Below are 21,195 nucleotides of genomic sequence, written 5' to 3' on the forward strand. Positions count from 1 at the left end.
CACGCCTCGCCGGAAGATCCCCGCGCATACTGGGACCGTGCCGCTGATCCGACGGTCCGCTCCCCCGACCTCGCCCGGCCTGGTCGTGCCGGCGCTGACGGCAGGGGCGGCCGGACTGGCGCTCGGGGTCGTCGCCGGCCTCCTCCACGACCAGGGCGAGCTGCTGCTGGAGTCGTTGTTCTTCCGCTTCGCCCTGTTCATGGGCGCGGTGGTGTGCGGACGGCCGGCCCGTACGGCCTGGCAGGCGGTCGTGAGCGGGCTGGCGCTGGCCGCCGGAGCCTACGCCGCCATGACGGCGACCGACCTGCTGCGCGGAGCGCCGCCGCCGTACCAGCTGATCCCGCTCGACCCGGTGGGAGGCGCGGCGCACGTCCTGTGGGTGGTCGCGCTTCCCCTGTCCGGTGTGCTGTTGGCCCATCTGACCCGGCGCGAAGGACCGGCGGGGGACCTGGCTGCCGCCGTCCTGGTCCAGGGGCAGTCGTTCCCCGCCGCGCTGGCCCTGCTGCCCTCGGGCCAGGAGGGCTGCTGCGTTCCGGTGGAGGCGGCCCATCCCGGACAGGACTGGGCGGGCCTGGCCCTCGCGGTGGTGCTGGTGGTGCTGCTTCGGCCCACCCCTGCAGGGCGCCTGCGCGCGCTGCTGGGCGGCGTCGTGCTGACGGCGCTGCTGGTGGGCGGGGCGTTGACGACGGGCTGGGCGTGAGCCCACGAGGCCTGGACCCTGCCGCCTTGCGCCGATGTGGATCTTCCCGACTATTGTGATCTCCGTCTGTTGGAGGGGGAAGGCTGACGATGGCGGTGGGCGGAGACGAGGACTCTCTCGGAAGCCGGTACGTCCTTCTGGACGAGATCGGCGCCGGTGCGATGGGAACGGTCTGGAGGGCGCGGCACCGCGACAGCGGGGAGATCGTGGCGGTGAAGCTGCTGCGTGACAGCCTCTCCGGCGACCACGAGCTCGTCCTGAGGTTCGTGCAGGAGCGCAACGTGATGAAGTCACTGCGCCATCCGCACATCGTCGCGGTGCGCGACTTCGTCATCGAGGGCGAGCGCCTCGCTCTGGTGATGGACTTCGTCGAAGGCGGCGATCTGCGTACGCTCCTCCAGCGGCAGGGCACGCTGCCCCCCGCGCAGGCGGCGGGGCTGATGGCCCAGGTCGCCGACGCGCTGGCCGCGGCGCACGCGCTGGACGTCGTGCACCGCGACGTCAAACCGGGCAACGTCCTGATCGACAGGGCCACCGGGCAGGTACGGCTGACCGACTTCGGCGTGGCCCGCATCGTCCACGGCCCCGGGCTGACACAGACCACCTCGGTCATCGGCACGCCCACGTACCTGTCCCCCGAGGTCGCCGACGGCAGCGCGCCCACGGCGGCGGTGGACGTGTACGCCCTGGGCCTGATCCTCTACGAGCTGCTCGCCGGGCGTCCGCCGTTCGTCGGCGACCATCCGATGGCCCTGCTCAGACAGCATGCGACGGCCACGCCCAGGCGACTGCCAGGCATGCCCGACGTCCTGTGGCCTGTCATCTCGGCGTGCACCGCCAAGGATCCGGCTCGGCGTCCGGCCGCCGCGCAGGTGGCTGCGGCGCTGCGCCAGGCGGCTCCTTCGCTGGCGGCCGTGCCTCCGCTGCCTCCCGTCGCCAGAGGAGAGGCGCCCTCCGTCACGTCCGAGCCCCTGCCCACGACGGGCCCCGTCCCTGCGCCCGAGACCGTGGCCTCGGTGGCCTCGGGCCGGCGCCGGTGGCCCAGGCAGCGGCTGGCCGTCGTCGCGGCGGCCGCGGTGGCGCTGGTGCTCAGCGCGGCGGCCGTGGCCGTCGTGGCGCCGTGGCGGGCGCCCGACGCGGGCGCGTCGCCCAGTCTGGCCGTCGCGTCGGCCGAGTCGACCCCGCAGGACCCCAGTCCTCCACAGCCGGCGGCTAGCACGCCGGCCGGCACGGCGGAGAGCACGCCCCCGCCGTCGCCGAAGGAGCGGACGGTGCGCAGGCGTCCGCAGGAGACGACCGTCTCCGAACAGCCCGAGCGACCGGCCACGGCCAAGCAGCCCGTGCCGCGCGTCACGACCCCGCGACCCCGGCGCACGACGGAGGAGCCGGTCGAGCCGCCGCGCGAGAGCAGGCAGGACGACATCGCGGCCGAGGAGACGGAGCCGAACTGGCGCTGCCGTTCGTGGATCACCGCGGGAACCGGCACGGACACGGAGATGTCGCCCTGCATGGCCGTGGTGGGCGAGGTCCTGCACGTCAAGGGGCGGATCAGGGGGTCCACCTCGGTCTCCTCGGACATCCACGTGCAGCTGTTCAACACCGACGCCGACGCCAACGTCTCCCAGCCCTTCATCTGCTCGGGTGTCTCCCCCTCGAGCGCGGGCGAGATCGTCACCTGCGGCCCCTTCACCACCACGGCGGCGCGTACCGGGGCCAAGCTCGACGTACGCCAGCGGTGGAAGAGAACGGGCATGGCCACCTTCGGCGGCGGCGCGGAGAGCCCCTACACCGTCTGGTGAGGGCCGTCCCGGCCGGTGGGGCCTGTCCAAGAAGCGGCAAAGGAGGGCGAGGCGCCCTTCCCGCCGGGTAGGGGCAGCGGCATGGCTCGATGTCTGGTCACCGGCGCGACCGGCTATCTCGGCGGACGGCTCGTGCCCGAACTGCTCGCGGCAGGGCACGACGTCCGCTGCATGGTGCGGTCGGCGGGACGGCTGCGCGACCTGCCGTGGGCCGCGCAGGCCGAGATCGCCGAGGCGGACGCGCGCGACCCCGAGCGCACCGGCGCGGCGCTGAGGGACATCGACGTCGCCTACTACCTGATCCACGGCATGAGCGGAGGACGGGGTTTCGCCGAGGCCGACAGGCAGGCCGCGCACACGTTCGCCGCTGCGGCAGGCCAGGCGGGCGTGCGCCGGATCGTCTACCTAGGCGGGCTCACGCCGGGCGCGCCCGAGGGCCACGGCCTGTCCGCGCACATGAGCTCGAGGGCGGAGGTCGGCGAGATCTTCCTGTCCGCGGGCGTGCCGAGCGTGGTGCTCCGAGCGGCGGTGATCATCGGCTCCGGGTCGGCCTCCTTCGAGATGCTGCGCTACCTGACCGAGCGGCTGCCGGTGATGACGACGCCGCGCTGGGTGCGCAGCCGTACCCAGCCCATCGCCGTCCGCGACGTGCTGCGCTACCTGGTCGCGTGGGCGGGCATCCCCGAGGAGGTCAACAGGGCCTTCGACATCGGCGGGCCCGACGTGCTGACCTACGCCGAGATGATGCGCCGCTACGCGGCCGTCGCGGGGCTGCCGCCACGGCTGATCATTCCGGTGCCGTTGCTGAGCCCGAGGCTGTCCAGCCTCTGGGTGGGGCTCGTCACGCCGGTGCCCGCCGCCATAGCGCGTCCCCTTGTGGAGTCGCTGCGGACTCAGGCCGTCTGCGCCGAACACGACATCGCCCGGTACGTCGCCGACCCGCAGGGCGGCCTGATCGGCTTCGACCTGGCCGTCTCGCTGGCGCTCCAGAGGATCAAGGAGGCCGACGTCGTGACCAGGTGGTCGTCGGCGAGCCTGCCCGGCGCGCCGAGCGACCCGCTGCCCACCGATCCCGACTGGGCGGGCGGCAGTCTCTACATCGATCGGCGCACCGCCACCGTCGCCGCGGGCCCCGAGGACCTGTGGCGGGTCATCGAGGGGATCGGCGGCGAGAACGGCTGGTACTCGCTGCCCATGGCGTGGAGGATCCGCGGCGCGCTCGACAGGCTGGTCGGCGGCGTCGGCCTGCGCCGCGGCCGCCGCGACCCCCTGCGCCTGCGGGTGGGTGACTCCATCGACTTCTGGCGGGTCGAGGAGCTCGAGCGGGGGCGCCTGCTGCGCCTGCGGGCGGAGATGCGCCTGCCCGGTCTGGCCTGGCTGGAGCTGAGCCAGAGCGTCGAGGACGGCCGCACCGTCTACCGCCAGCGAGCCGTCTTCCATCCCCACGGACTGCTCGGCCACCTCTACTGGTGGGCGATCTACCCCTTCCACGGCCTGATCTTCGGCAGGATGCCGAGGAACGTGGCGGCCGCCGCCCGTCGCAGCAGCTCGCGGTAGCGGACTCGACGGTCGCGGTGCAACTTCGCGGGCCTGGAATCCGAAAGAATGACCCGGGGGGTGGCATGGACGACCTGAGCGAGGAGGAGGCGGGCTACGGCATCGGCGCCGTCGCCCGGCGGCTCGGCGTGCCCGCGCCCACCCTCCGCACCTGGAACCTGCGCTACGGCATCGGCCCCAGCCGGCGCAGCCCCGGCGGACACCGGCGTTACGACGCGGGCGACCTGCGCCGCCTGGAGGAGATGAACCGGCTGATCCACGCGGGAGTCGCCCCCGCGGAGGCCGCGCGCGAGGCGCTGAGACTGCGCCCCTCCGAGACAGGCCGCGACGGCATGACCGAGGACGGCGGCCCCGACGTCCGTGCGCCGGTCCGTCAGGTGCCGTCGCCCGCGATGCTGGCGCGGTCGGCGAGCGTGCTCGACTCCCCCACCGTCGCCGACGGCGTGCGCGCCGCGCTCGACCGGTACGGCGTGCGGTGGACCTGGCACCAGCTCGTGTTGCCGGTCTTCGAGGCGATCACCCGCAAGGACCTGGGCATCGATGTCGAGCACCTGTTCTCCAACCAGGTCCTGGCCGCGCTGCAGCCGCTCGTCGAGCCGCCGAGACTGGACACGCCTGCCCGTCCTGTGCTGCTGGCCTGCGCCGAGGACGAGCAGCACAGCCTGCCGATCTACGCCCTGGCCGCCGTCCTGACCGTCGAGCGGGCGGTGGAGACCAGGGTGCTCGGCGCTCGTACCCCCTACTCCGCGCTGGCCGACGCGATGCGCCGCCTCGGTCCCGCGGTGGTCTTCGTCTGGTCGCAGCAGGACTCCACCGGCGACCCCGCCCCGCTGTCCGCGCTGCCGTCGCTGCGCCCCACCGCCCGCGTCGTCGTCGGCGGTCCGGGCTGGTGGGACGGCCTGCCGAGGGGCGTCACCAGGGTGTCCACGCTCGACGCGGCGGTCTCACAGGTCATGGAAGCGCTGGCCTGATCTCCCATGTCTTGGTTGCGCGCCTTCGCACGACCGACTATGAATAGGTTTTGAATAAGTTATCTTCGAGTGGAGGGGATCGCGATGGAGGAGTTCAGCGAGAGCTACCGAGCGCACGCTGCTTCCGTGCGCGCCTACCTGCGGCGGCTGGTGCCCGTGCAGGACCTCGACGACGTGCTGCAGGTCGTCTTCACCGAGGCCTGGCGTTCCCGGCAGCGCTTCGACCCCGACCGGAGCATGCGCGCCTGGCTGCTCGGCATCGCCCACAAGCGGGGCGTCGACCACCTGCGCGCCCGCGCCGCGCCCACCGTGTCGCTGGACGTCGTCGGCGATCCGCCAGGGCACGACGGCCGCATCGACGACCAGGCGCTGGCCGACCGCGACCAGCTCCGCAGGGCGCTGGCCGAACTGCCCGCGCCGCAACGCCAGGCGATCGAGCTGGCCTACTACGGCGACCTGAGCCAACGGGAGATCGCCGAGCGGCTGCACGTGCCGCTGGGCACCGTCAAGGCCAGGACCGCCCGCGGCCTGCACCGCCTGTCCGCCCTGCTGGCCGCGGCATGATCCGCCCCCGCGTCGCCACGTCGAGCTGCCTGCTCGGCGAGCTGGTGCGCTTCAACGGCGGCCACAGCCGCGACCGCTTCCTGAGCGGAGCGCTCGACACCCATGTCGACTGGGTGCGGATCTGCCCCGAGATGGAGGCGGGCCTCGGCACGCCGCGCGAGACGCTCCGCCTGGAGTCCTCGGCGGCGGGGCCTCGCCTGATGACCCGCAAGACCCGCCTCGACCTCACCGACCGCATGACCGCTCTGGCAACCGAGCGCGCCGCGGGCCTCGACGTCGACGGCTACGTGTTCAAGGCCAAGAGCCCCAGCTGCGGCATCCACGGCATCCCGTCCACCGGCGGCGACCGCAGGAACAGGGGCGTGTTCGCCGGGGTCGTCATGGACGCCCACCCGCTGCTGCCCGTCGAGGACGAAGGCCGGCTCCACGACGCGCTGATCCGCGAGACCTTCGTCGAGCGGATCTTCGCCCACGCCAGGCTGCGCACCCTGTTCGCGGCCGGCTGGACACCACGCGACCTCGTCGCCTTCCACGCCAGGCACAAGATGCAGCTGCTCGCCCACGACCCGGTCGGCTATCGCGAGGCGGGCCGCGTGGTGGCCCGCGCGGGCGCGCGGGCGCGCGCGGAGCTGGCCGCCGACTACACCCGGGTGTTCTGTACGACCCTCGCCAGGAAGGCCAGCGTCGGCCGCAACGTCAACGTGCTCCACCACTGCCTCGGCATGATCACTCTGGACGCCGCGCGCAGGGCGGACCTGGTCGAGGTGATCGCCTCCTACCAGGAGGGGCAGGTCGCGCTCAGTGTCCCTGCCACCCTCCTGCGCCACCACGCGCGCGGGGAGGGAGCCTGCTACGTGCGCGACCAGACCTACTTCTCGCCGTATCCCGAGGATCTCGGGCTCCGCAACTACGTCCTGGAACCCGCCTGAGCCGAACCCGGTGTCCCACCCCGCTCCGTAGTCGATGGAGAAGAACATCTCATGAGCGTCACCCTTCCTCCCGTCCGCCGCTGGGCCGCCCTGCCGATGTTCGTCCTCGCCGTCGCCCTGGTGGCCGTCGCGGGCTCGCTGTCGTCGGCCGGCACGGGCAGCCAGTACATCGCCCTGGCCAAACCCACCTTCGCGCCGTCGCCGTGGCTGTTCGGCCCGGTCTGGACGATCCTCTACTGCCTGATCGCCGTCGCCGGCTGGCTGGCGTGGTCGGCGCGCGGCTGGACCCCCGCGATGGGCGTCTACACCGCACAGCTGCTGCTGAACGCGGTCTGGATGCCGCTGTTCTTCACCGCCGACCAGTACGGCCTCGCCTTCGCCGACATCAGCCTGCTGTGGCTGCTGATCGTGGCCAACGTCGTGCTGTTCTGGCCGATCCAGCGCGCCGCGGCGCTGCTCCTGCTCCCCTACCTGTTGTGGGTGACCTACGCCGCGGCACTGAACCTCGCCATCTGGCAGCTCAACTGACGGGCTCCTCCCACCTGCGCCGCTCAGGTCGTCACAGGCCCATGAGCGGGCCGTACTCGTTCATCACCCTGGCGTCGATCGCGGCCTGCCTGGGCGCGTACCGGGCGTAGAACTCCTTGCCGCACTCCAGGTCCTCCAGCGCCGCCTTGATCTCCCGCTCGAGGTACGGCCTGGCCTGCGCGGGTGAGAGGTTCGGCCCGTAGTGGACGCCCGGCTTCGGGTTGTCGAACTCCTTGGCGCCCAGCTTGTCGGACTCCTTCAGGATCTCATCGTGCCCTCTCCTGGCCAGGTCGGTCGGCTTGGTGGAGGAGACCTTGTAGCCCTTGACCGTGAGGCAGTCGGCGAAGCCCGCCGCCAGGCTCACCAGCTCGGAGTCCCCGTCGATCTCGGTGGCCTCCAGCCTGGCCGAGGCCGCGTTGAGCTGCTCGGCCGCGTCCGTCGACGAGCTCGCCTCCTTGCCGAGCACCTCTTTGGCCGCCTGGCGGAAGCAGCCGCTCTCCACCTTCCTGTACGCGGCCAGCTGGGAGGAGTTGAGCTTCATCATGATCGCGTTGTTCGGGTTCTCGACCACGGCGTCGACCCCTCCTGCCAGGCGATCCTTGGGGTAGACGTGGCGCGAGAAGATCCCGAAGCCGTACTTCTGCCGGTATGCCTTCATGCTGTCGTAGCTGGACCGATCGGGCCTTTCCTCACGGGGAAGCACGAAGGGCACGTACTTGAAGCCGCCCTGCTTCATGCAGTCGGCCTTGATCTGCTCCATTCGGGGTCGCGGGTCCTGGCCCCTGCTCGGAGAGGGGGCGGCGGCCTGTTCGGCCGCGCATCCCGAGATCAGGGCAAGCGAAAGCAACCACGTGACACGACGCATAGGGGAACTCCCGATCAGTCGATCGCGCGCGTGCGCGCGCCGTACGGCACCACGGCCGCGAGAAGGGTGAACAAGGCAAGCACGCCCCAGTAGGCCAGGTCCTGGCGCGACTGGTAGAGCAGGTGCTCGCCGAAGGCGGCCGAGGTGGCCGCCAGGTAGAGCGCGGCGGCCAGCGCCCAGCGCAGGTCGCCGGTCAGGCGTCCGGCCCACACGGCTCCTGCCAGCACCGCGGCCTCGGCCGTCACGCGCAGCAGGGGGCCGGGGGCGGCGTCCATCAGCGCCATCCAGGCGGGATCCGCGCCCGCCACCAGCAGGGCGGCGGGCGCCCACCACAGGGATCTGCGCCGCAACGGCCGTCCGCGCCAGGCGAGGATCCCCAGCCCCGCGACGTTCAGCACGGGGCCGGTGGCGGCGCCGAGGAGGCCGCTGTAGCCGTAGAGGGGGTGGTCGAGCAGGAATCCGGGTTCGACGGGCAGCAGGGTGGCGTCGAGGAAGACGGCGCCGGTGCCGATCGCTCCCATCTTGACGGCGGTCAGTGACGCCAGCGGGAGGGCGAGGCGGGCCCGGCCGAGGACGACGAGTGCGAGCGTGAGGGCCGACAGCGCCAGCCATCCGGGGACGGCGGCGGCGAAGGGCAGCAGGGTGGCCAGGTGGGCCGCGCTTAGGGCGGTGACGCCCAGGTGCAGCCCGTCTGTCCAGGCAGGGCCGCGGGCCGCCTGCCAAGCCCGTTCACGCACCCCGTTGACGAGTAGTCCTGCGGCCTCCTTGAGTGGAGGCGTGGTACGCGCCGGGTCGGTGTGGCCGAGCAGGATGTCGAGGAGTTCCTCGCCGTAGGCCGAGCGGTAGGAGCGCGGGTAGGCCCGCATCAGCCGCCGGTAGCGCCGCTCCAGAGGGGTCACGCCGTGCCCAGGTCTGGCCTGGCTCTGACCAGCCCGGCGGCGTGGTGCATGCGCTCGGCCTCCGCGGCGGCGAGGGCCTTGCCGCTGTCGGTGATGCGGAAGTAGCGGCGGTTGCGGCCCTGCACGACCTCTTCGCGGTCGACGGCCAGGATCCCCTGCGCGGTCAGGCGTTCCAGGATGCCGTAGAGAGTGCTGATCGACGGCCTGACCCGTTCGCGGGAGAGCTCGGCGACCTTCCCGACGATGGCGTGGCCGTGCAGCGGGCCGTCGAGCAGCGCGGCGAGCACGAAGTACATCGGCTCGCTGACTTCGGTTGATCTTCGCGGCATGCCGGACAAGATACTCCGTTCAACGGAATCTGGGCAAGTCCGCAGGACCATGGATAATGAAGTCGTTTCTGACGGGAGGTGGCGTTGAATCTGGCCAGCCTCGGGCCGCGGAGCAGGAGCGGGTCTACCGATACTTCCTGCGAGTCCCTCACGCCGATCTCGATGCCGCCGCCGAGGAACTCGGTGTCCACCACCTGTCCGCCGTGGTCGACAGGCTCAAGACGCTGGGCATCATCGACGTCAGCCTGGCCGCGGTCTCGCCCGCGAAAGCCGTCGACCTGCTCATCAGACGCCGCATGGAGCAGACCTCACGCGAGCTCAACCAGCTCAGCGCCGCCTGGGACATCGTGCGCGACCTCGCCGAGGAGCAGCGCAGCGGGCGCCCCGTCGAGCTCGTCGAGCGGATCGAGGGCGTGGAGAACGTCAACCGGCGCATCCGCGAGTTCTCCTCCGCCAAGGAGGTCATGAACATAGCGAACGTGGTGAGAGCCCTGCCGCCCGACGACGAGAAGGTGCGGCGCTTTCGCGGGAGGCTCTCCGCGGGGCTGGTGAGCAGGAGCCTCGTCTCCGAGAAGGCGCTGAGCGTTCCCGGCTGGCTGGAGTCCGCGCGCGAGGGGCACGCCCTGGGGGACCTGTGCCGCGTGAGCCCCGAATGGAGCAGGCAGGTGCTCATCATCAGCAGGTCGGTCGCCTTCGTGCAGATCGACCCCGCCGACAGGACGGTGGGAGCCCTGCTGATCCGCCAGCCCGGCACGGTGGCCATCCTCGTCGACGTGTTCGAGGGCATGTGGGCTCGCGCGCGCGAGCTGAACGAGCCGGAGCTGGCCCCCATCGAACGGCAGGTGCTCCAGTCGCTCGCCCTGCACGACAAGGACGAGACCGCGGCGCGGGCGCTGAACATCTCCGTGCGCAAGTTCCGCACGCACGTGGCCGAGCTGATGGAGCGCCTCGGCGCCGGCAACAGGTTCCAGGCCGCCCTGCTCGCCAAGGAGCGCGGCTGGCTGTAGCCGGGGCCCGGCCCGGCGGCTGAGGGGACGTGAACCTCAGAAGGGCTCGGACGCGACGGGCCCTGACACGACAGGCCCTGACACTACAGGTTTCGACACGACGGGCCCCGGCACGACAGGCTCGGCTTCGGTGCTCGTGAGAGTGGCCTGGTGGGCGACCCTGTAGGCGGCCTTGGTCGCCCTGGCCTCGCGGGCCGTGGCGCACACCGCTCGCAGCGCGGGGCGCAGCCGGTCGCGCGCCAACGGATCGGCGAGCCTGCCGATGATGTCGAACTGCTGGATGCCGGGGCGTACGGGCAGGTCGGCGCGGTGCACGATCGCGCCGCCCGAGGTGAGCAGGCGGTGCAGCTTGGTCTGCGTCCACATCCCCTCATGAGGGCCCACGCAGGAGGTGACCACCGCGGCAGGCTTGCCCACCAGGGCGCCGCCCGCCATGGGCGACGACGCCCAGCCGAGCGCGTGTGCCAGTTGGGGTGGCAGGAGGCTGTGCTCCGGAGCGACGATCACCAGCGCGTCGGCCGCGACCAGCGTCCGGCACAGCTCGGCGGCCTCTGCCGGGAGCGGGCCTCGGCGGAGCGGGGGCATGGCCTCGAGCCCGTCCCATACGTCGATGTCCGCCGGTTCGGGCAACTCCAGCGCCACCGCCTCCAACAGACGGTGGACATACGACCGTCGAAGGAAAACGCCCGCGATTCCTACGATCTTCATCCTGTCCCGTTCGTGCGCCCGCATGGTGTTGAGCCGGTGGTTCCCTGGCCCAGCTGATGAGGAACGCCCGAGCGGGTATCGACTCCGTCGGGAACGGCAATGATGCGGCAAGCCGACGACTCCCCGCCGGTACGGGCCGGTGACCACGTCACCGCCGCGGAGCCGGACAGCCGACGGCCCGGAGCCCCAGCAGGAGTACGGCGGCGCCGCGCGGTCCGAACCCACGATCCGGACCGCGCGGCGCCGGCCGCCTGAGTCAGCGCGTAGGGAGGAGGAGGCCACCGCTCGCGGTGGCGCGTTCGTCACCTGCGCCGGTTCCGGCGACCGTCACCGTGGCGGTTCGGGCTCACCGGCGGATCGCTGGGCGGCGCGGGCCTGCTGCAGTTCGGCGTTGATGCGCAACGCCTCAGCCAGCTGGTCTTCGAGGATGATGATGCGGCAGGCCGCCTCAAGGGCGGTGCCCTGGTCGACCAGCTCGCGCGCTCTGGCCGCCAGACGGAGCTGGTAGCGCGAGTAGCGGCGATGGCCGCCTTCGGAGCGTCGCGGCTCGATCAGCTTGGCGCTGCCCAGAGCCCGGAGGAAAGCGGGGGTGACACCGAGCATCTCCGCGGCCCTGCCCATGCTGTACGCGGGATAGTCCTCGTCGTCGAACTTGTCACCGAACGCGGCACGGGGTGTGCTGCCGATGCCGGTTGAGGACTCCTCGGGCCTGCCGCCCGACGCCTTCACTGCTTGATCCATAAAACCTTCCCACACGCCGACGTGGGCCCCGGCGCCATGCGCCGGGGCCCAAATGAGGTTAAACACCATCTACCGGCCAGTTGGCCGATTTATCTTTTTCCGCCTCGACGCCCACTGCGGGCGAGGACGCGGGGATCGCGGATGTATGACCGTAGACCACCGTCCTGTCTGTGGAACTGCGGTACCCGCGCGGCGCAACCGACCGCGGCGGGCGATCCCAATGGCGTTCAACGCTCCCTTCTCTATCCCTGCATCTGTTCGACTTCATCCGGCAGCGCGCCCACGCGCCAGAGCCCCTTGCGTCCTACTCGGCCCCGGCACGTCCGGCCTTCTGCCCACTTCCTACCTCTACGACAGCGCGTCCACGTTCCGGAGCCCTAACCACTGCCCTGCCCCAGAACGTTCGACCTTCTGTCACCTCTGCGTCAATCCACTGCCTACTGCACTCGTCCACGCTCGTCCGGGCAGGTCGTCGTCCTGCTACCTTCTGCCCTCGTGGATCCGTCCCTTGCGATGTCAGAAACATTAGCGCGATCAACCACGGATGTCTACTCCCGCCACTACAGGTTTTTGGGTGCACGGGAATGAGGGTTCAGCCGGGGTCAGCGGTCGACGGCCAGCCGCACGCCAAGGCCGATGAACAGGCCTCCCGTCGCGACGTCGACGCGACGGCGGACGGCGTGCCGGTGGCGCAGCCATCCCCCGATGCGCCCAGCCAGCACCCCGACCGTGCCGTCCACCACGAACTCCAGCAGGATCAGGATGGCGCCGAGGATCGCGAACTGCAGCCAGACCTGGCCCAGCCGGGGGTCGATGAACTGCGGGAGGAAGGCGATGGTGAAGGTGACCATCTTCGGGTTCAGCAGGTTGGTCACCATGCCGCTGGTGAAGGCCCTGCGCCCCGACATCCTGCCCTCCCCCGCCACGGGCAGCTCGCTCTCCACGCCCTTGCGCTGCCGAATCATCTGCACACCGAGGTAGATCAGGTAGCCGGCCCCGAGGACGCGTACCACCGTGAAGGCCAGCGGCACCGCCTCGAAGAGCGCCGCCAGCCCCGCCGCCGCCACGGCGACGTGGACGGCCTCGCTCGTGGCCACCCCGGCGGTGGCGAGCAGTCCCGCCCGCGGGCCACCCCGCATTCCGCACCCCAGGACGAACAGCATGTCCGGCCCAGGAGTGATCATGGCGACGATCGTGGTCACGGTGAAGAGCATGAGCAGGTTGTGGTCCACAGGCATGGCGAGATCTCCCGGAGGGTCGAAGATGTACCCACCCTGGCACAGAGCCCCGAGGCCCTGGGCAGCCGTCCGCTCGGTGGCTCCGGACCGTCAGTTCCCGCACGCCCAAACGGTCCGGCGCGGGCGTGCAGGTCCACGCCGGAGATTTATCGCGGCACACCCGCCTCGCCGTCGGCCGGTCATACCGTTGCCGTAACTTGACGCAGTGGGTTCGGGGGACGCTCGCCCCGCCGTATCCGCCTCCACCCGCGAATTCTGCGAGGCATCCGAGGGTGTCCGCGCCACCGGTGCGGGCCTGTGGCGGCGGGGCTCGCGGTGAGACCATGGAGGAACCCGTCGCGGAGGGAGCGCGCGTGGTCGATCCGTTCGGTCATCAACCCGAGGGGCCTTCCCCGCCGGGCGGGCTGCTCGACGTGCTGAACGTCGCGGCCGTGGTGGTGGACGCCGGCGGCCGCATCGTGCTGTGGAGTCCGCATGCCGAGCAGTTGTTCGGCTACTCCGCGCGAGAGGCGCTCGGCCAGTACGCCGGCAGGCTCCTGGTCGATCCCGAACACCTGAACCTGGTCATGGAGCTGTTCGACGAGGTGATGCGCAGCGGACGGCCGTGGGTCGGCGTCTTCCCCGTGCGGGTCAAGGACGGCTCCATCCGCCGGATCGAGTTCCGCAACATGCGCCTCCAGGACGACAGGCACAACCTCTACGCGCTCGCGCTGGCCACCGATCAGGCCACCCTGCGCCAGGTGGAGACCGATCTGGCGCTGTCGGACAAGCTGATCGACCAGTCCCCGATCGGGCTGGCCGTCCTGGACACCGAACTGCGTTACGTCATGGTCAACTCGGCGTTGGAGCGCATCAACGGCAGGTCGGCCGCCGAGCACCTCGGCAGGCACGTGCACGAGGTCCTGGTCTTCGTCGACGCGACGGCCGTCGAGGCCGCGATGCGCCAGGTCCTGGCCAGCGGCGTCCCCTTGATCGACATGTACGAGATCGACCTGCGCAACAGGGGGATCGCGTGGTCGACCTCCTACTACCGGCTGGAGGACACCGCCGGTCACGTGCTGGGGGTGGCGGTCTCGGTCGTGGACGTCACCGAACGCCACAGGGCGGCCGTCGAGGCGGCAGGCGCCCGGCGCAGGCTGGCGATGGTCGCCGAGGCGACCGTCCGCATCGGCACCACGCTGGACCTGCAGCGGACGGCGCGCGAACTGGCCGAGGTGGTCGTGCCCGACCTCGCCGACCTGGCCACCGTGGACGTCCTGGAGGAGATCCTGACCAACGGGCGCGCCGAGCCGCAGGCCGGCCACCCCGCTCGCTTCCGCGCGCTGGCGGTGGTGTCGGCCTACCCCACCGAGGCCATCGGCGCCGCCGACCCCGTCGACGAGGTGGTGACCTACGAGGCCGACCGGCTGGCCACCCGGTGCGTGACGTCGGCCGCCCCGATCCTGGTCGAACACGTGGAGGGCGCCGCCCTGCACGACATCGCCAGGGACGCCGGCGCCGCCGCCCACCTCGCGGGGGCCGGGGTGCACTCCTACCTGGCGGTGCCGCTGATCGCGCGCGGCGAGGTCCTCGGCGTGCTGTGCATGGTGCGGGCGCGCAACCCCACCCCGTTCGACGGCGAGGACCTCGTGCTGGCCACCGAACTGGCCGCGCGGGCGGCGGTGTGCGTCGACAACGCCAGGCTGTACCGCAACGAGCGGAACACCGCGCTCACCCTGCAGCGCAGCCTGCTCCCCCAGCCGCCGCCCTACCGGCCTGGGTTGAAGATCGCCTATCGCTACCTGCCCGCCGGCGCGGGCAACGAGGTCGGCGGCGACTGGTTCGACGTCATCCCGCTGGCCGACGGCAAGACCGCGCTCGTCGTGGGCGACGTGATGGGCAGCGGCATCGCCGCCGCGGCCACCATGGGACAGCTGCGCACCGCGACCTCCACCCTGGCCACGCTCGATCTCGACCCCGACGAGGTGCTGCGCCACCTCGACGACATCGCCGCGGGCCTGAGCCGTCCCTTCGTCACCTGCGTCTACGCCGTCTGCGACCCCGCGCGCGGGCAGTGCCGCATCTCCACGGCCGGTCACCTGCCGCCGGTGTTCGTCCCCGCCGACGGCGTCGCCGAGCTCGTGGACATCCCCCCTGGCGCGCCGCTGGGGGTCGGCGGCGTCGACTTCACCACGGTCACGCTCCCGCTGACCCAGGACAGCCTGCTGGTCCTCTACACCGACGGCTTGGTGGAGACCAGGAACGACCCCATCCACCAGCGGCTCGACACCCTTCGCAGGCTGCTGGACGGCCCGCGCCGCCCGCTGGAGGAGACCTGCGACGTGCTCCTTCACGCGCTGCGCCCACCCGACGGCAGCGACGACGTCGTCCTGCTCGTCGCCCACCTGCGCCCCTGCCCCTCGGAGCACCCGCCGGCGTCCGGGTGATCGGCACCCGTCGCCGCGGTGTCGTCGCGACGGTCATCCCGCCCGCCGGTAGACGGCCACGGTCATCGTTCCTGGGCGGCGCCGGTGCTCGTCGATCGTCGCCGTCAGCCGGATCTGGACGGTCACCGTCTTCTCACCGCGCGGCCGCGGCCCGCCCAGTCACCCGGTCCCCTGTCCGCCGTCGGCGTCGTCCGGCAGCCGGGTGCCCTTCTCGTCCCGCACGTCCTCGATCACCTGGAGCCTGCCCACCGGGTTGCCCTGCGGGTCCACCGTCATTCGGTCAGGGCCGCCACCAGGCCCAGCGGTGACCATCCCAGCGGCTCGACCGGGGTGCGCAGCCGCGCGTCCGGCAGCCCGGCGATCTTCCGCATCAGCGCCTCGCGGTACCACTCCAGGTAGCCGAGGAGCAGCTCACGCGGGTCGGAGACCTCGACGCCAGGGCCGTCGAGGGCGGCGGGCGCCTGGTCCTGCCCGCTCAGGGCTTGCCGCTCAGCTGCTGGCGCAGCAGGCAGAACTCGTTGCCCTCAGGGTCGGCGAGCACGTGCCAGGACTCCTCACCCGTCTGCCCCACGTCGGCGGGCCTGGCGCCGATCTTCAGCAGCCGATCCAGTTCAGCGGCCTGGTCCCGGTCGGTGGGGTTCACGTCGATGTGCAGAGGGAGCTTGACCGACTTCGGAGTGTCCGTCGGATTGAACACGATGGTCGGCTGAAGGCCGCCGGATCCCTCCTCCGGGCCGATCTCGACGCCTCCGGCACCGCGGTCGAGCACCACGTAGCCGAGCACTTCACACCAGAAAGCCGCAAGCCGCTCAGGGTCGCGGCTGTCGAGCACCAGTTCGCTGATTCGACATGCCATGAGCTCGCCGTACCCGCCCCGCATCCCGCCACTCCTCACGACCGCGACCCGGGCGACACCCGGACCCATCGGCGCATGGCCTCCCGTCCATGGCGCCTTGAAGATCAGACTCGATCGGCCCTGAACGGGACGCCCAGGGCCCCACCATCGGCTCGACGCAGGCGAGGGGAACGCCCGGCCTCGGCTCAGCCGGTCTCCGCCGCTCGTCGCGCGCGGTAGGCGCTGGCCTTGGCTCGGTTCTGGCAAGAAAGGCCGCAGAACCTTCGGGAGGCGTTCCGCGTGGTGTCGAAGAAGACCGACTCGCAGCCCCCCGCCTCGCAGGATCGGAGCCTGGCGGCCTGGCCCACACCGATGACCATGGCCAGAGCGGTGCCCGCGTCGGAGGTCCAGGCGTCGACCAGGTCGGCGTCGGCGCGGTGGAAGGCCAGGACGGGCTGCCCGTCGGGGTGGCCGTGCAGGTTGGGCACGGCCGCGTGCCGTACCAGCAGCTGATTGAGACCTTCCGCCCTGGACTGGATCCTCTCCCCCAGGTCGAAGACGGGTCGCAGCTGGAGCGCGACGACCGCGAGCCTGTCGGCGTCGGAGTCCGTGAGCGACTGGCTCGTGGGCAGTCCGGCGGTGGCGAGCGCCTGCTGGATGGCCTCACGGCGGTCCTGACCCGTGGCCGGCGGCACGACGTCCCGCCCGCGCGCCCGCGAGATGGCCAGCTCGTTCACCAGAAGCACGGCCCGCCGGACGTGCCGCTCAACGTAACTGTCTATTTGCACTTGACCAGTGATCCGCCAGGCTTCTATAGTCACTGCCATATTCTATCTAGACAGTGAGGCAGCAATGTCGGAGTACGCGGGTCTCTCTCGCAGGATGTGGCACCAGATCGAACCGGTGCACGCCCTGCTGTACTTCTCCCCCCAGGCGTTCGACGAGGCGGCGGGGCTCGGTTACGACATCGGGTCGCGCTGGCCGAGCTACTTCGCCTGGCGCTGGGCTCCGCTGGGCACCCCCGGTGCGCGGCTGGTCACGGGCACCGCCTACAGCTTCAGCCCGACCATGGTCGCTGAACACGTTCCGGCGATCTGGGCGACGGCCGCCCCGGAGAAGGTGCTCGACGCCCGGCTTTCGGCGGTGGACCGCACCTACCGCGACCTGCTCGGCGACAGGCTCGACAGCCCCGACCTCGCCGAGGCGGCGGAGCTGGCCAGGCGGGCGGCGGAGAGCGTGAACGTGGCGCACCGGCCGCTGGCCGCCGCCAATCTGGACCTGCCCTGGCCCGAGGAGGCACACCTGGTGCTCTGGCAGGCGTACACGGTTCTGCGCGAGCATCGCGGCGACGGGCACCTGGCGGCTCTGCTGTCCGCCGGTCTCGACGGCTGCGAGGCGCTCGTCTCCTTCGCCGCGATCGGCGCGGCCCCGGTGGCGAACTTCGCGGGGCGCGGCTGGAGCGAGCAGGAGTGGGCGGCGGCGCGCGACCGGCTGGCCTCGCGCGGACTGCTCGACGACGAAGGGCAGGCGACCGAACAGGGACGGCGACTGCGCGACCAGGTCGAGCGGATGACCGACGAACTGGCGGCGGGCCCGTGGCGGGCGCTCGGGGCCGAGCGCGCCGAACGGCTGGCCCAGCTGAGCCTGCCCCTGCTGGGCGCCGCCTTCGAGTCCGGCCTGCTGCCGATGACCAGCACCCTGGGCATCGGCAAGGTGCAGGCGCCCGCATGACACTCGATCTGCTGACCGGCGCGCAGACGCTCCAGAGGCGGGCCGAGCTGGTGGAGGTCTACCGTGAGGCGTTCACCGGCCCGCCGTGGCACGAGAGCGAGGAGGCGGTCGGGGCCTTCCACGACCGGCTCACCGCCGACTGCGGACGACCGGGTTTCCGCGCCGTCCTGGCCACCGGGGATGCGGGGCTCTGCGGATTCGGGACGGCCTGGCCGACCGCCTCGCCGTTCCCCACCGATCGCAGCTATGGCAAGGTGCTCGCGGCGCTCGGCCAGGACGGGACGGCCCACCACCTCGTCGGCGCGTTGGAGGTGGACGAACTGGCGGTCGCGCCGCACGCGCGCGGGCAGGGGCTGGCCCGTCGCATCCTCGACCTGCTGTGCGATCAGCGCCGCAGCTGGCTGCTGACCTCCCCGAAGGCCCCGGACGCCATCCGGCTGTACGAGCGCTCCGGCTGGCAGCGGGTCGTCGACGATCCCGAACTGGTGGTGTTCGTCAGGCCAGGTCAACACGTTCCCGAGAGCTGAGCGGTGCCGGGGTCAGCCGAGGCCGACGAGCACGAGGGACAAGGCCCCTGCCTGACGCCGACGACGTCAGGGCCTTGCCGTACCACCGATCGATGATCGTGGCCTGCTCCTCCAGTTGAATCCGTCCCCGGACGACCTGGTGATTCTGCGGGACGGCGACCGCCTTCAGCGGGCGCGCAGCTGGCTCAGCAGTTCGGTGGCGGCGTCCGCGATCTCATCGTCCAGGGAGTCGGCCGCCAGTTCCAGCATGGGGACGGCGCCGGCCGCGTCCCCCTCCCGGATCCGCAGGACGCCGAGGTCCAGAGCGGCGGCCTCGCTCACGTCCTCGATCTGGGCCTCCACGAGTTCGACGAGATGGCTCTCCTGCGTGGCTGTGTCGCCTCGCCGTCCCTCCAGGCGTGCGAGTTCCAGCAGCGCCTGCGGGCCGTGCGCGGGGTGGCCGAGGGAGACGGCATCGTCGAACGCCAGCCGGGCCTCCTGGTCATCGCCTCGCTCCTGATACAGGCGGCCGAGGGCCAGCAGGGCCATCGACGCCGACACCAGGTCGGTTCCGGCCGCGACGTCCCGGTAGAGGGGGACGGCCTCGGCTGCGGCCCCGGTGCGATCAAGGAGTGCCGCGAGGTTGTACCTGGCGATGGGCATCGTCCCCGGGGCGGCGTCCCCGATCGCTCGGTGCAGCACCGGCAGCGCCTGCTGCTCGTGGCCGCTGTCGGCGAGGATGGCGCCGAGCCTGCCCAGTTCCTCCGGGCCGAGCGTGTCGTCCGGCTCCGGCAGCGCCTCCCTGCGCTCGGTGACGAAGATCTCGACCAGGTCCTGCGGGTCGTACCGGAGTTCCTGCGACTCCAGCCACTGCTCGAACTGGATGGTCATGGTCTCGCGGTAGAACGACAGCTCCCACGTGGGACCGAGATGGACGATCGCGCGCTCGATCTCGCCGACGAGCATGCCGGCCCTGGCGGCCACGTAGGGATCAGGCAGGATCGGTTGCGACGTGTCACGCACCCGGGCGAACAACGTGGGCGGGCACAGGTCTGCGGGCGGGTCCTCCTCACCGATGTGCGTCCCGGCAGGCAGGAGGACAATCCACACATGGCTGTGGCCGGCTTCCTGGAGCTCCGCCTCGGTCAGCGCCGCCTCGGCGACCTCGTGGTCGCCGGCGGTGTGGGCGTAGCCGCTGAGCTCCCGGAAGAAGTCGGGGTTGTACAGCGCATGGGCGGCGCTGCGCAGGAGCACCTGGTAGGCGTCCGCATCACGGCCGGCGTCGGCGTACTCCTTGGCCACGACGAGCAGATGCAGGTGCGCGCACATCGGGACCACGTACGTCGCGGGGAGCAGCATCTCCATGGTGGCGCCGCCCAGAACCAGATCCAGCAGCCGGTGCAGCCCGTCCAGCCCGACGACAACCTGATACGAGGACGCCAGGATGGTGGCGAACCGTTCTTCGGCGATCTCCTCGGCGAGGTCGTCCAGCAACTCCCTGAACTCCTCCAGCAGAGTCGGGCGATCGGCGTCGGCCACGAAGACCAGCAGGCTGGGCAGCAGATCGACGATCAGAGGCGGCACGATGAGATGCGCGGCGCCGCAGCGGTCGCAGACGACGCGCACCTGGGCCCTGTCCTGCAGCCCGGAGGCGGGAACGTCCTCCTCGAGCGGCAGGTAGCGTCCGCCTTCGAAGAGCTGAGCGTGCCCGCAGCCGGGGCAGGTCCACTCAGTCGTCATCGCTCTCACCGGCCACGGCAGTGCGGCCTCGCCGTACGAGCGCCGTCAGCGCTTCCTCGCTCTTGACGCGGAAGGTCAGCTCGACGGGGCCGAGGGAGGTCTCCTGGGGATCGGCGGAGCCCAGGCGGTGCCAGCCGACCACGAACTCCAGCCGGTACCGCCATCCCTCGGGAGAGGTGACGCGCACCCGGTAGCCCTCGGTCTCGCCGGGGTCCAGGACGTGGTGCACGTCCAGCAGTTCGTAGGAGTCAAGGTGGGGGGTAAGGGCGAGGTCGAGGTCGTACTGTTCGGGGACGCCCTCGGCGAGGCGATGGTGGGGCTTCAGGCTCGGGGACCGGTCGCGTACGAGAGCGCGGACGGAGGTCAGCTTCACCTTCTCGGGGGTCGCGTCGGTGACGGTGAAGAGCACCTCTCCCGGTTTGCCTCCGGGAGACTCCTCCCTGACGCGCCCGAGGTCCACGATCAGCCCTTGCGCGGCGCCAGGGTCATGCCAGCCGGCCCGTTCGGTGTGGAACCGCTCGCTCGCGTCGAAGGCCTCGGGGAAGAGTTGGGCGACGGCGTCCGCCGGGACGCCCCACCCGCCGTGCGGGCTGCCGGGATCGCGGCTGGTTTTGAGTATCCCGCAGACGCCGCCGGTGGCGAGGTTGAGCAGCGGCCCGCCGCTCATGCCGGGCACCGCCTGCCCGCTCGCCAGCTTGAGCAGCGATCCCCCGTCGACCCGGTGCAGCCCTTCGTAGGTGAACGTGGCGGGCTCCGCGCCCGGCAGCCGCGACCAGGTCCTGGTGTGGCCGATGGTGTGAATCCGGTCCTCCACCTGCGGGGGGCCCAGATCGAAACGGACGCAGTCGAGGTCGGCGGGCGCGCCGGGCACCTCGATCAGCGCGAGGTCGGGGAGGGGGAAGGGCTCGCCCGCCGGCGCCTGGGCGGGGTGGCGGGCCGTGACCGTGCCTGCGAACACCTGGCCGCCCATGACGATCCGGACGCTCGAACCGGCCTCATGGCCGATCACATGGGCACAGGTCAGGACCAGGCCTGGGGCCACGAAGAACCCCGTTCCACCGGCGCCCCGCGCCACCACCCGTACGATCGACCCTTCCATGGCGGCGATCAACCGAGCTGCCG

At 71.6% G+C, this 21,195-nt stretch carries 21 protein-coding genes; 11 read left to right on the plus strand and 10 right to left on the minus strand.

Features of this window, described 5'->3' with window-relative positions; translation table 11 throughout:
• The first annotated feature begins 37 nt into the window (after positions 1–37).
• The 7 genes from ABFX55_RS21410 (at position 38) to ABFX55_RS21440 (ending at position 7,048) form a co-directional block, all read left to right on the plus strand.
• Positions 38–700: a hypothetical protein gene (locus ABFX55_RS21410; RefSeq protein ID WP_346123596.1), complete on the plus strand. Its 663-nt coding sequence runs from the start codon at positions 38–40 to the stop codon at positions 698–700.
• Between the two features lie 89 nt (positions 701–789).
• Complete coding sequence (locus ABFX55_RS21415) at positions 790–2,499, plus strand: serine/threonine-protein kinase (RefSeq protein WP_346123598.1); 1,710 nt, start codon at positions 790–792, stop codon at positions 2,497–2,499.
• Between the two features lie 81 nt (positions 2,500–2,580).
• Positions 2,581–4,056: an SDR family oxidoreductase gene (locus tag ABFX55_RS21420; RefSeq protein WP_346123600.1), complete on the plus strand. Its 1,476-nt coding sequence runs from the start codon at positions 2,581–2,583 to the stop codon at positions 4,054–4,056.
• A 65-nt stretch (positions 4,057–4,121) separates the two neighbouring features.
• Positions 4,122–5,027, plus strand: a complete 906-nt coding sequence (locus tag ABFX55_RS21425; protein ID WP_346123602.1) for a MerR family transcriptional regulator — start codon at positions 4,122–4,124, stop codon at positions 5,025–5,027.
• A gap of 84 nt (positions 5,028–5,111) precedes the next feature.
• A complete protein-coding gene (locus ABFX55_RS21430) occupies positions 5,112–5,591 on the plus strand; it encodes an RNA polymerase sigma factor (RefSeq protein ID WP_183645505.1) in 480 nt (159 codons plus the stop codon).
• Positions 5,588–6,520, plus strand: a complete 933-nt coding sequence (locus tag ABFX55_RS21435) for a YbgA family protein (RefSeq protein ID WP_346123604.1) — start codon at positions 5,588–5,590, stop codon at positions 6,518–6,520. The genes ABFX55_RS21430 and ABFX55_RS21435 overlap by 4 nt, the downstream gene beginning before the upstream one ends.
• A gap of 51 nt (positions 6,521–6,571) precedes the next feature.
• Positions 6,572–7,048, plus strand: coding sequence for a TspO/MBR family protein (locus tag ABFX55_RS21440; protein WP_346123606.1), 477 nt, complete (start codon positions 6,572–6,574; stop codon positions 7,046–7,048).
• Positions 7,049–7,079: 31 nt separating this feature from the next.
• Here ABFX55_RS21440 and ABFX55_RS21445 read toward each other — a convergent pair whose 3' ends face one another.
• The 3 genes from ABFX55_RS21445 to ABFX55_RS21455 form a co-directional block, all read right to left on the minus strand.
• Positions 7,080–7,808, minus strand: a complete 729-nt coding sequence (locus ABFX55_RS21445) for a hypothetical protein (RefSeq protein WP_346123608.1) — start codon at positions 7,806–7,808, stop codon at positions 7,080–7,082.
• Positions 7,809–7,927: 119 nt separating this feature from the next.
• On the minus strand, positions 7,928–8,812 hold the full coding sequence (locus ABFX55_RS21450) for a hypothetical protein (protein WP_346123609.1): 885 nt from the start codon (positions 8,810–8,812) through the stop codon (positions 7,928–7,930).
• On the minus strand, positions 8,809–9,141 hold the full coding sequence (locus ABFX55_RS21455; protein WP_192778014.1) for a PadR family transcriptional regulator: 333 nt from the start codon (positions 9,139–9,141) through the stop codon (positions 8,809–8,811). The genes ABFX55_RS21450 and ABFX55_RS21455 overlap by 4 nt, the downstream gene beginning before the upstream one ends.
• A 56-nt stretch (positions 9,142–9,197) precedes the next feature.
• Here ABFX55_RS21455 and ABFX55_RS21460 point away from each other — a divergent pair, with 56 nt between their 5' ends.
• On the plus strand, positions 9,198–10,148 hold the full coding sequence (locus ABFX55_RS21460; protein WP_346123611.1) for a helix-turn-helix transcriptional regulator: 951 nt from the start codon (positions 9,198–9,200) through the stop codon (positions 10,146–10,148).
• Between the two features lie 36 nt (positions 10,149–10,184).
• Here the strand turns inward: ABFX55_RS21460 and ABFX55_RS21465 are convergent, their stop codons facing one another.
• The 3 genes from ABFX55_RS21465 to ABFX55_RS21475 all read right to left on the minus strand — a co-directional run bounded on the left by ABFX55_RS21465 (position 10,185) and on the right by ABFX55_RS21475 (position 12,835).
• Positions 10,185–10,856 (minus strand): NAD(P)H-dependent oxidoreductase, encoded by a 672-nt coding sequence (locus ABFX55_RS21465; RefSeq protein WP_346123613.1) that lies wholly within the window; start codon positions 10,854–10,856, stop codon positions 10,185–10,187.
• A 327-nt stretch (positions 10,857–11,183) separates the two neighbouring features.
• Positions 11,184–11,477, minus strand: a complete 294-nt coding sequence (locus ABFX55_RS21470) for a helix-turn-helix domain-containing protein (protein ID WP_346124110.1) — start codon at positions 11,475–11,477, stop codon at positions 11,184–11,186.
• Between the two features lie 722 nt (positions 11,478–12,199).
• Positions 12,200–12,835 (minus strand): LysE family translocator, encoded by a 636-nt coding sequence (locus ABFX55_RS21475; RefSeq protein ID WP_346123615.1) that lies wholly within the window; start codon positions 12,833–12,835, stop codon positions 12,200–12,202.
• 323 nt (positions 12,836–13,158) lie between these two features.
• Here ABFX55_RS21475 and ABFX55_RS21480 point away from each other — a divergent pair, with 323 nt between their 5' ends.
• Positions 13,159–15,261, plus strand: coding sequence for a SpoIIE family protein phosphatase (locus tag ABFX55_RS21480; RefSeq protein ID WP_346123617.1), 2,103 nt, complete (start codon positions 13,159–13,161; stop codon positions 15,259–15,261).
• A gap of 475 nt (positions 15,262–15,736) precedes the next feature.
• On the opposite strand, the gene ABFX55_RS21485 is transcribed toward ABFX55_RS21480, so the two are convergent.
• Entirely contained in the window at positions 15,737–16,117 is a 381-nt protein-coding gene (locus ABFX55_RS21485; RefSeq protein WP_346123618.1) for a VOC family protein, read from the minus strand.
• Positions 16,118–16,302: 185 nt separating this feature from the next.
• Positions 16,303–16,833: a CGNR zinc finger domain-containing protein gene (locus ABFX55_RS21490; protein WP_346123620.1), complete on the minus strand. Its 531-nt coding sequence runs from the start codon at positions 16,831–16,833 to the stop codon at positions 16,303–16,305.
• A gap of 115 nt (positions 16,834–16,948) precedes the next feature.
• Here ABFX55_RS21490 and ABFX55_RS21495 point away from each other — a divergent pair, with 115 nt between their 5' ends.
• Together ABFX55_RS21495 and ABFX55_RS21500 are read left to right on the plus strand one after the other, a co-directional pair.
• Positions 16,949–17,827, plus strand: coding sequence for an SCO6745 family protein (locus ABFX55_RS21495; RefSeq protein WP_346123622.1), 879 nt, complete (start codon positions 16,949–16,951; stop codon positions 17,825–17,827).
• Entirely contained in the window at positions 17,824–18,354 is a 531-nt protein-coding gene (locus ABFX55_RS21500; RefSeq protein WP_346123624.1) for a GNAT family N-acetyltransferase, read from the plus strand. Before ABFX55_RS21495 ends, ABFX55_RS21500 begins: the two co-directional genes overlap by 4 nt.
• Positions 18,355–18,519: 165 nt before the next feature.
• On the opposite strand, the gene ABFX55_RS21505 is transcribed toward ABFX55_RS21500, so the two are convergent.
• A complete protein-coding gene (locus ABFX55_RS21505; protein ID WP_346123626.1) occupies positions 18,520–20,073 on the minus strand; it encodes a tetratricopeptide repeat protein in 1,554 nt (517 codons plus the stop codon).
• Positions 20,063–21,172, minus strand: coding sequence for a S1 family peptidase (locus ABFX55_RS21510; RefSeq protein WP_346123628.1), 1,110 nt, complete (start codon positions 21,170–21,172; stop codon positions 20,063–20,065). Before ABFX55_RS21510 ends, ABFX55_RS21505 begins: the two co-directional genes overlap by 11 nt.
• Positions 21,173–21,195: the final 23 nt, after the last annotated feature.

It is taken from the genome of Nonomuraea roseola (genome assembly GCF_039535395.1).
GTDB lineage: Bacteria > Actinomycetota > Actinomycetes > Streptosporangiales > Streptosporangiaceae > Nonomuraea > Nonomuraea roseola.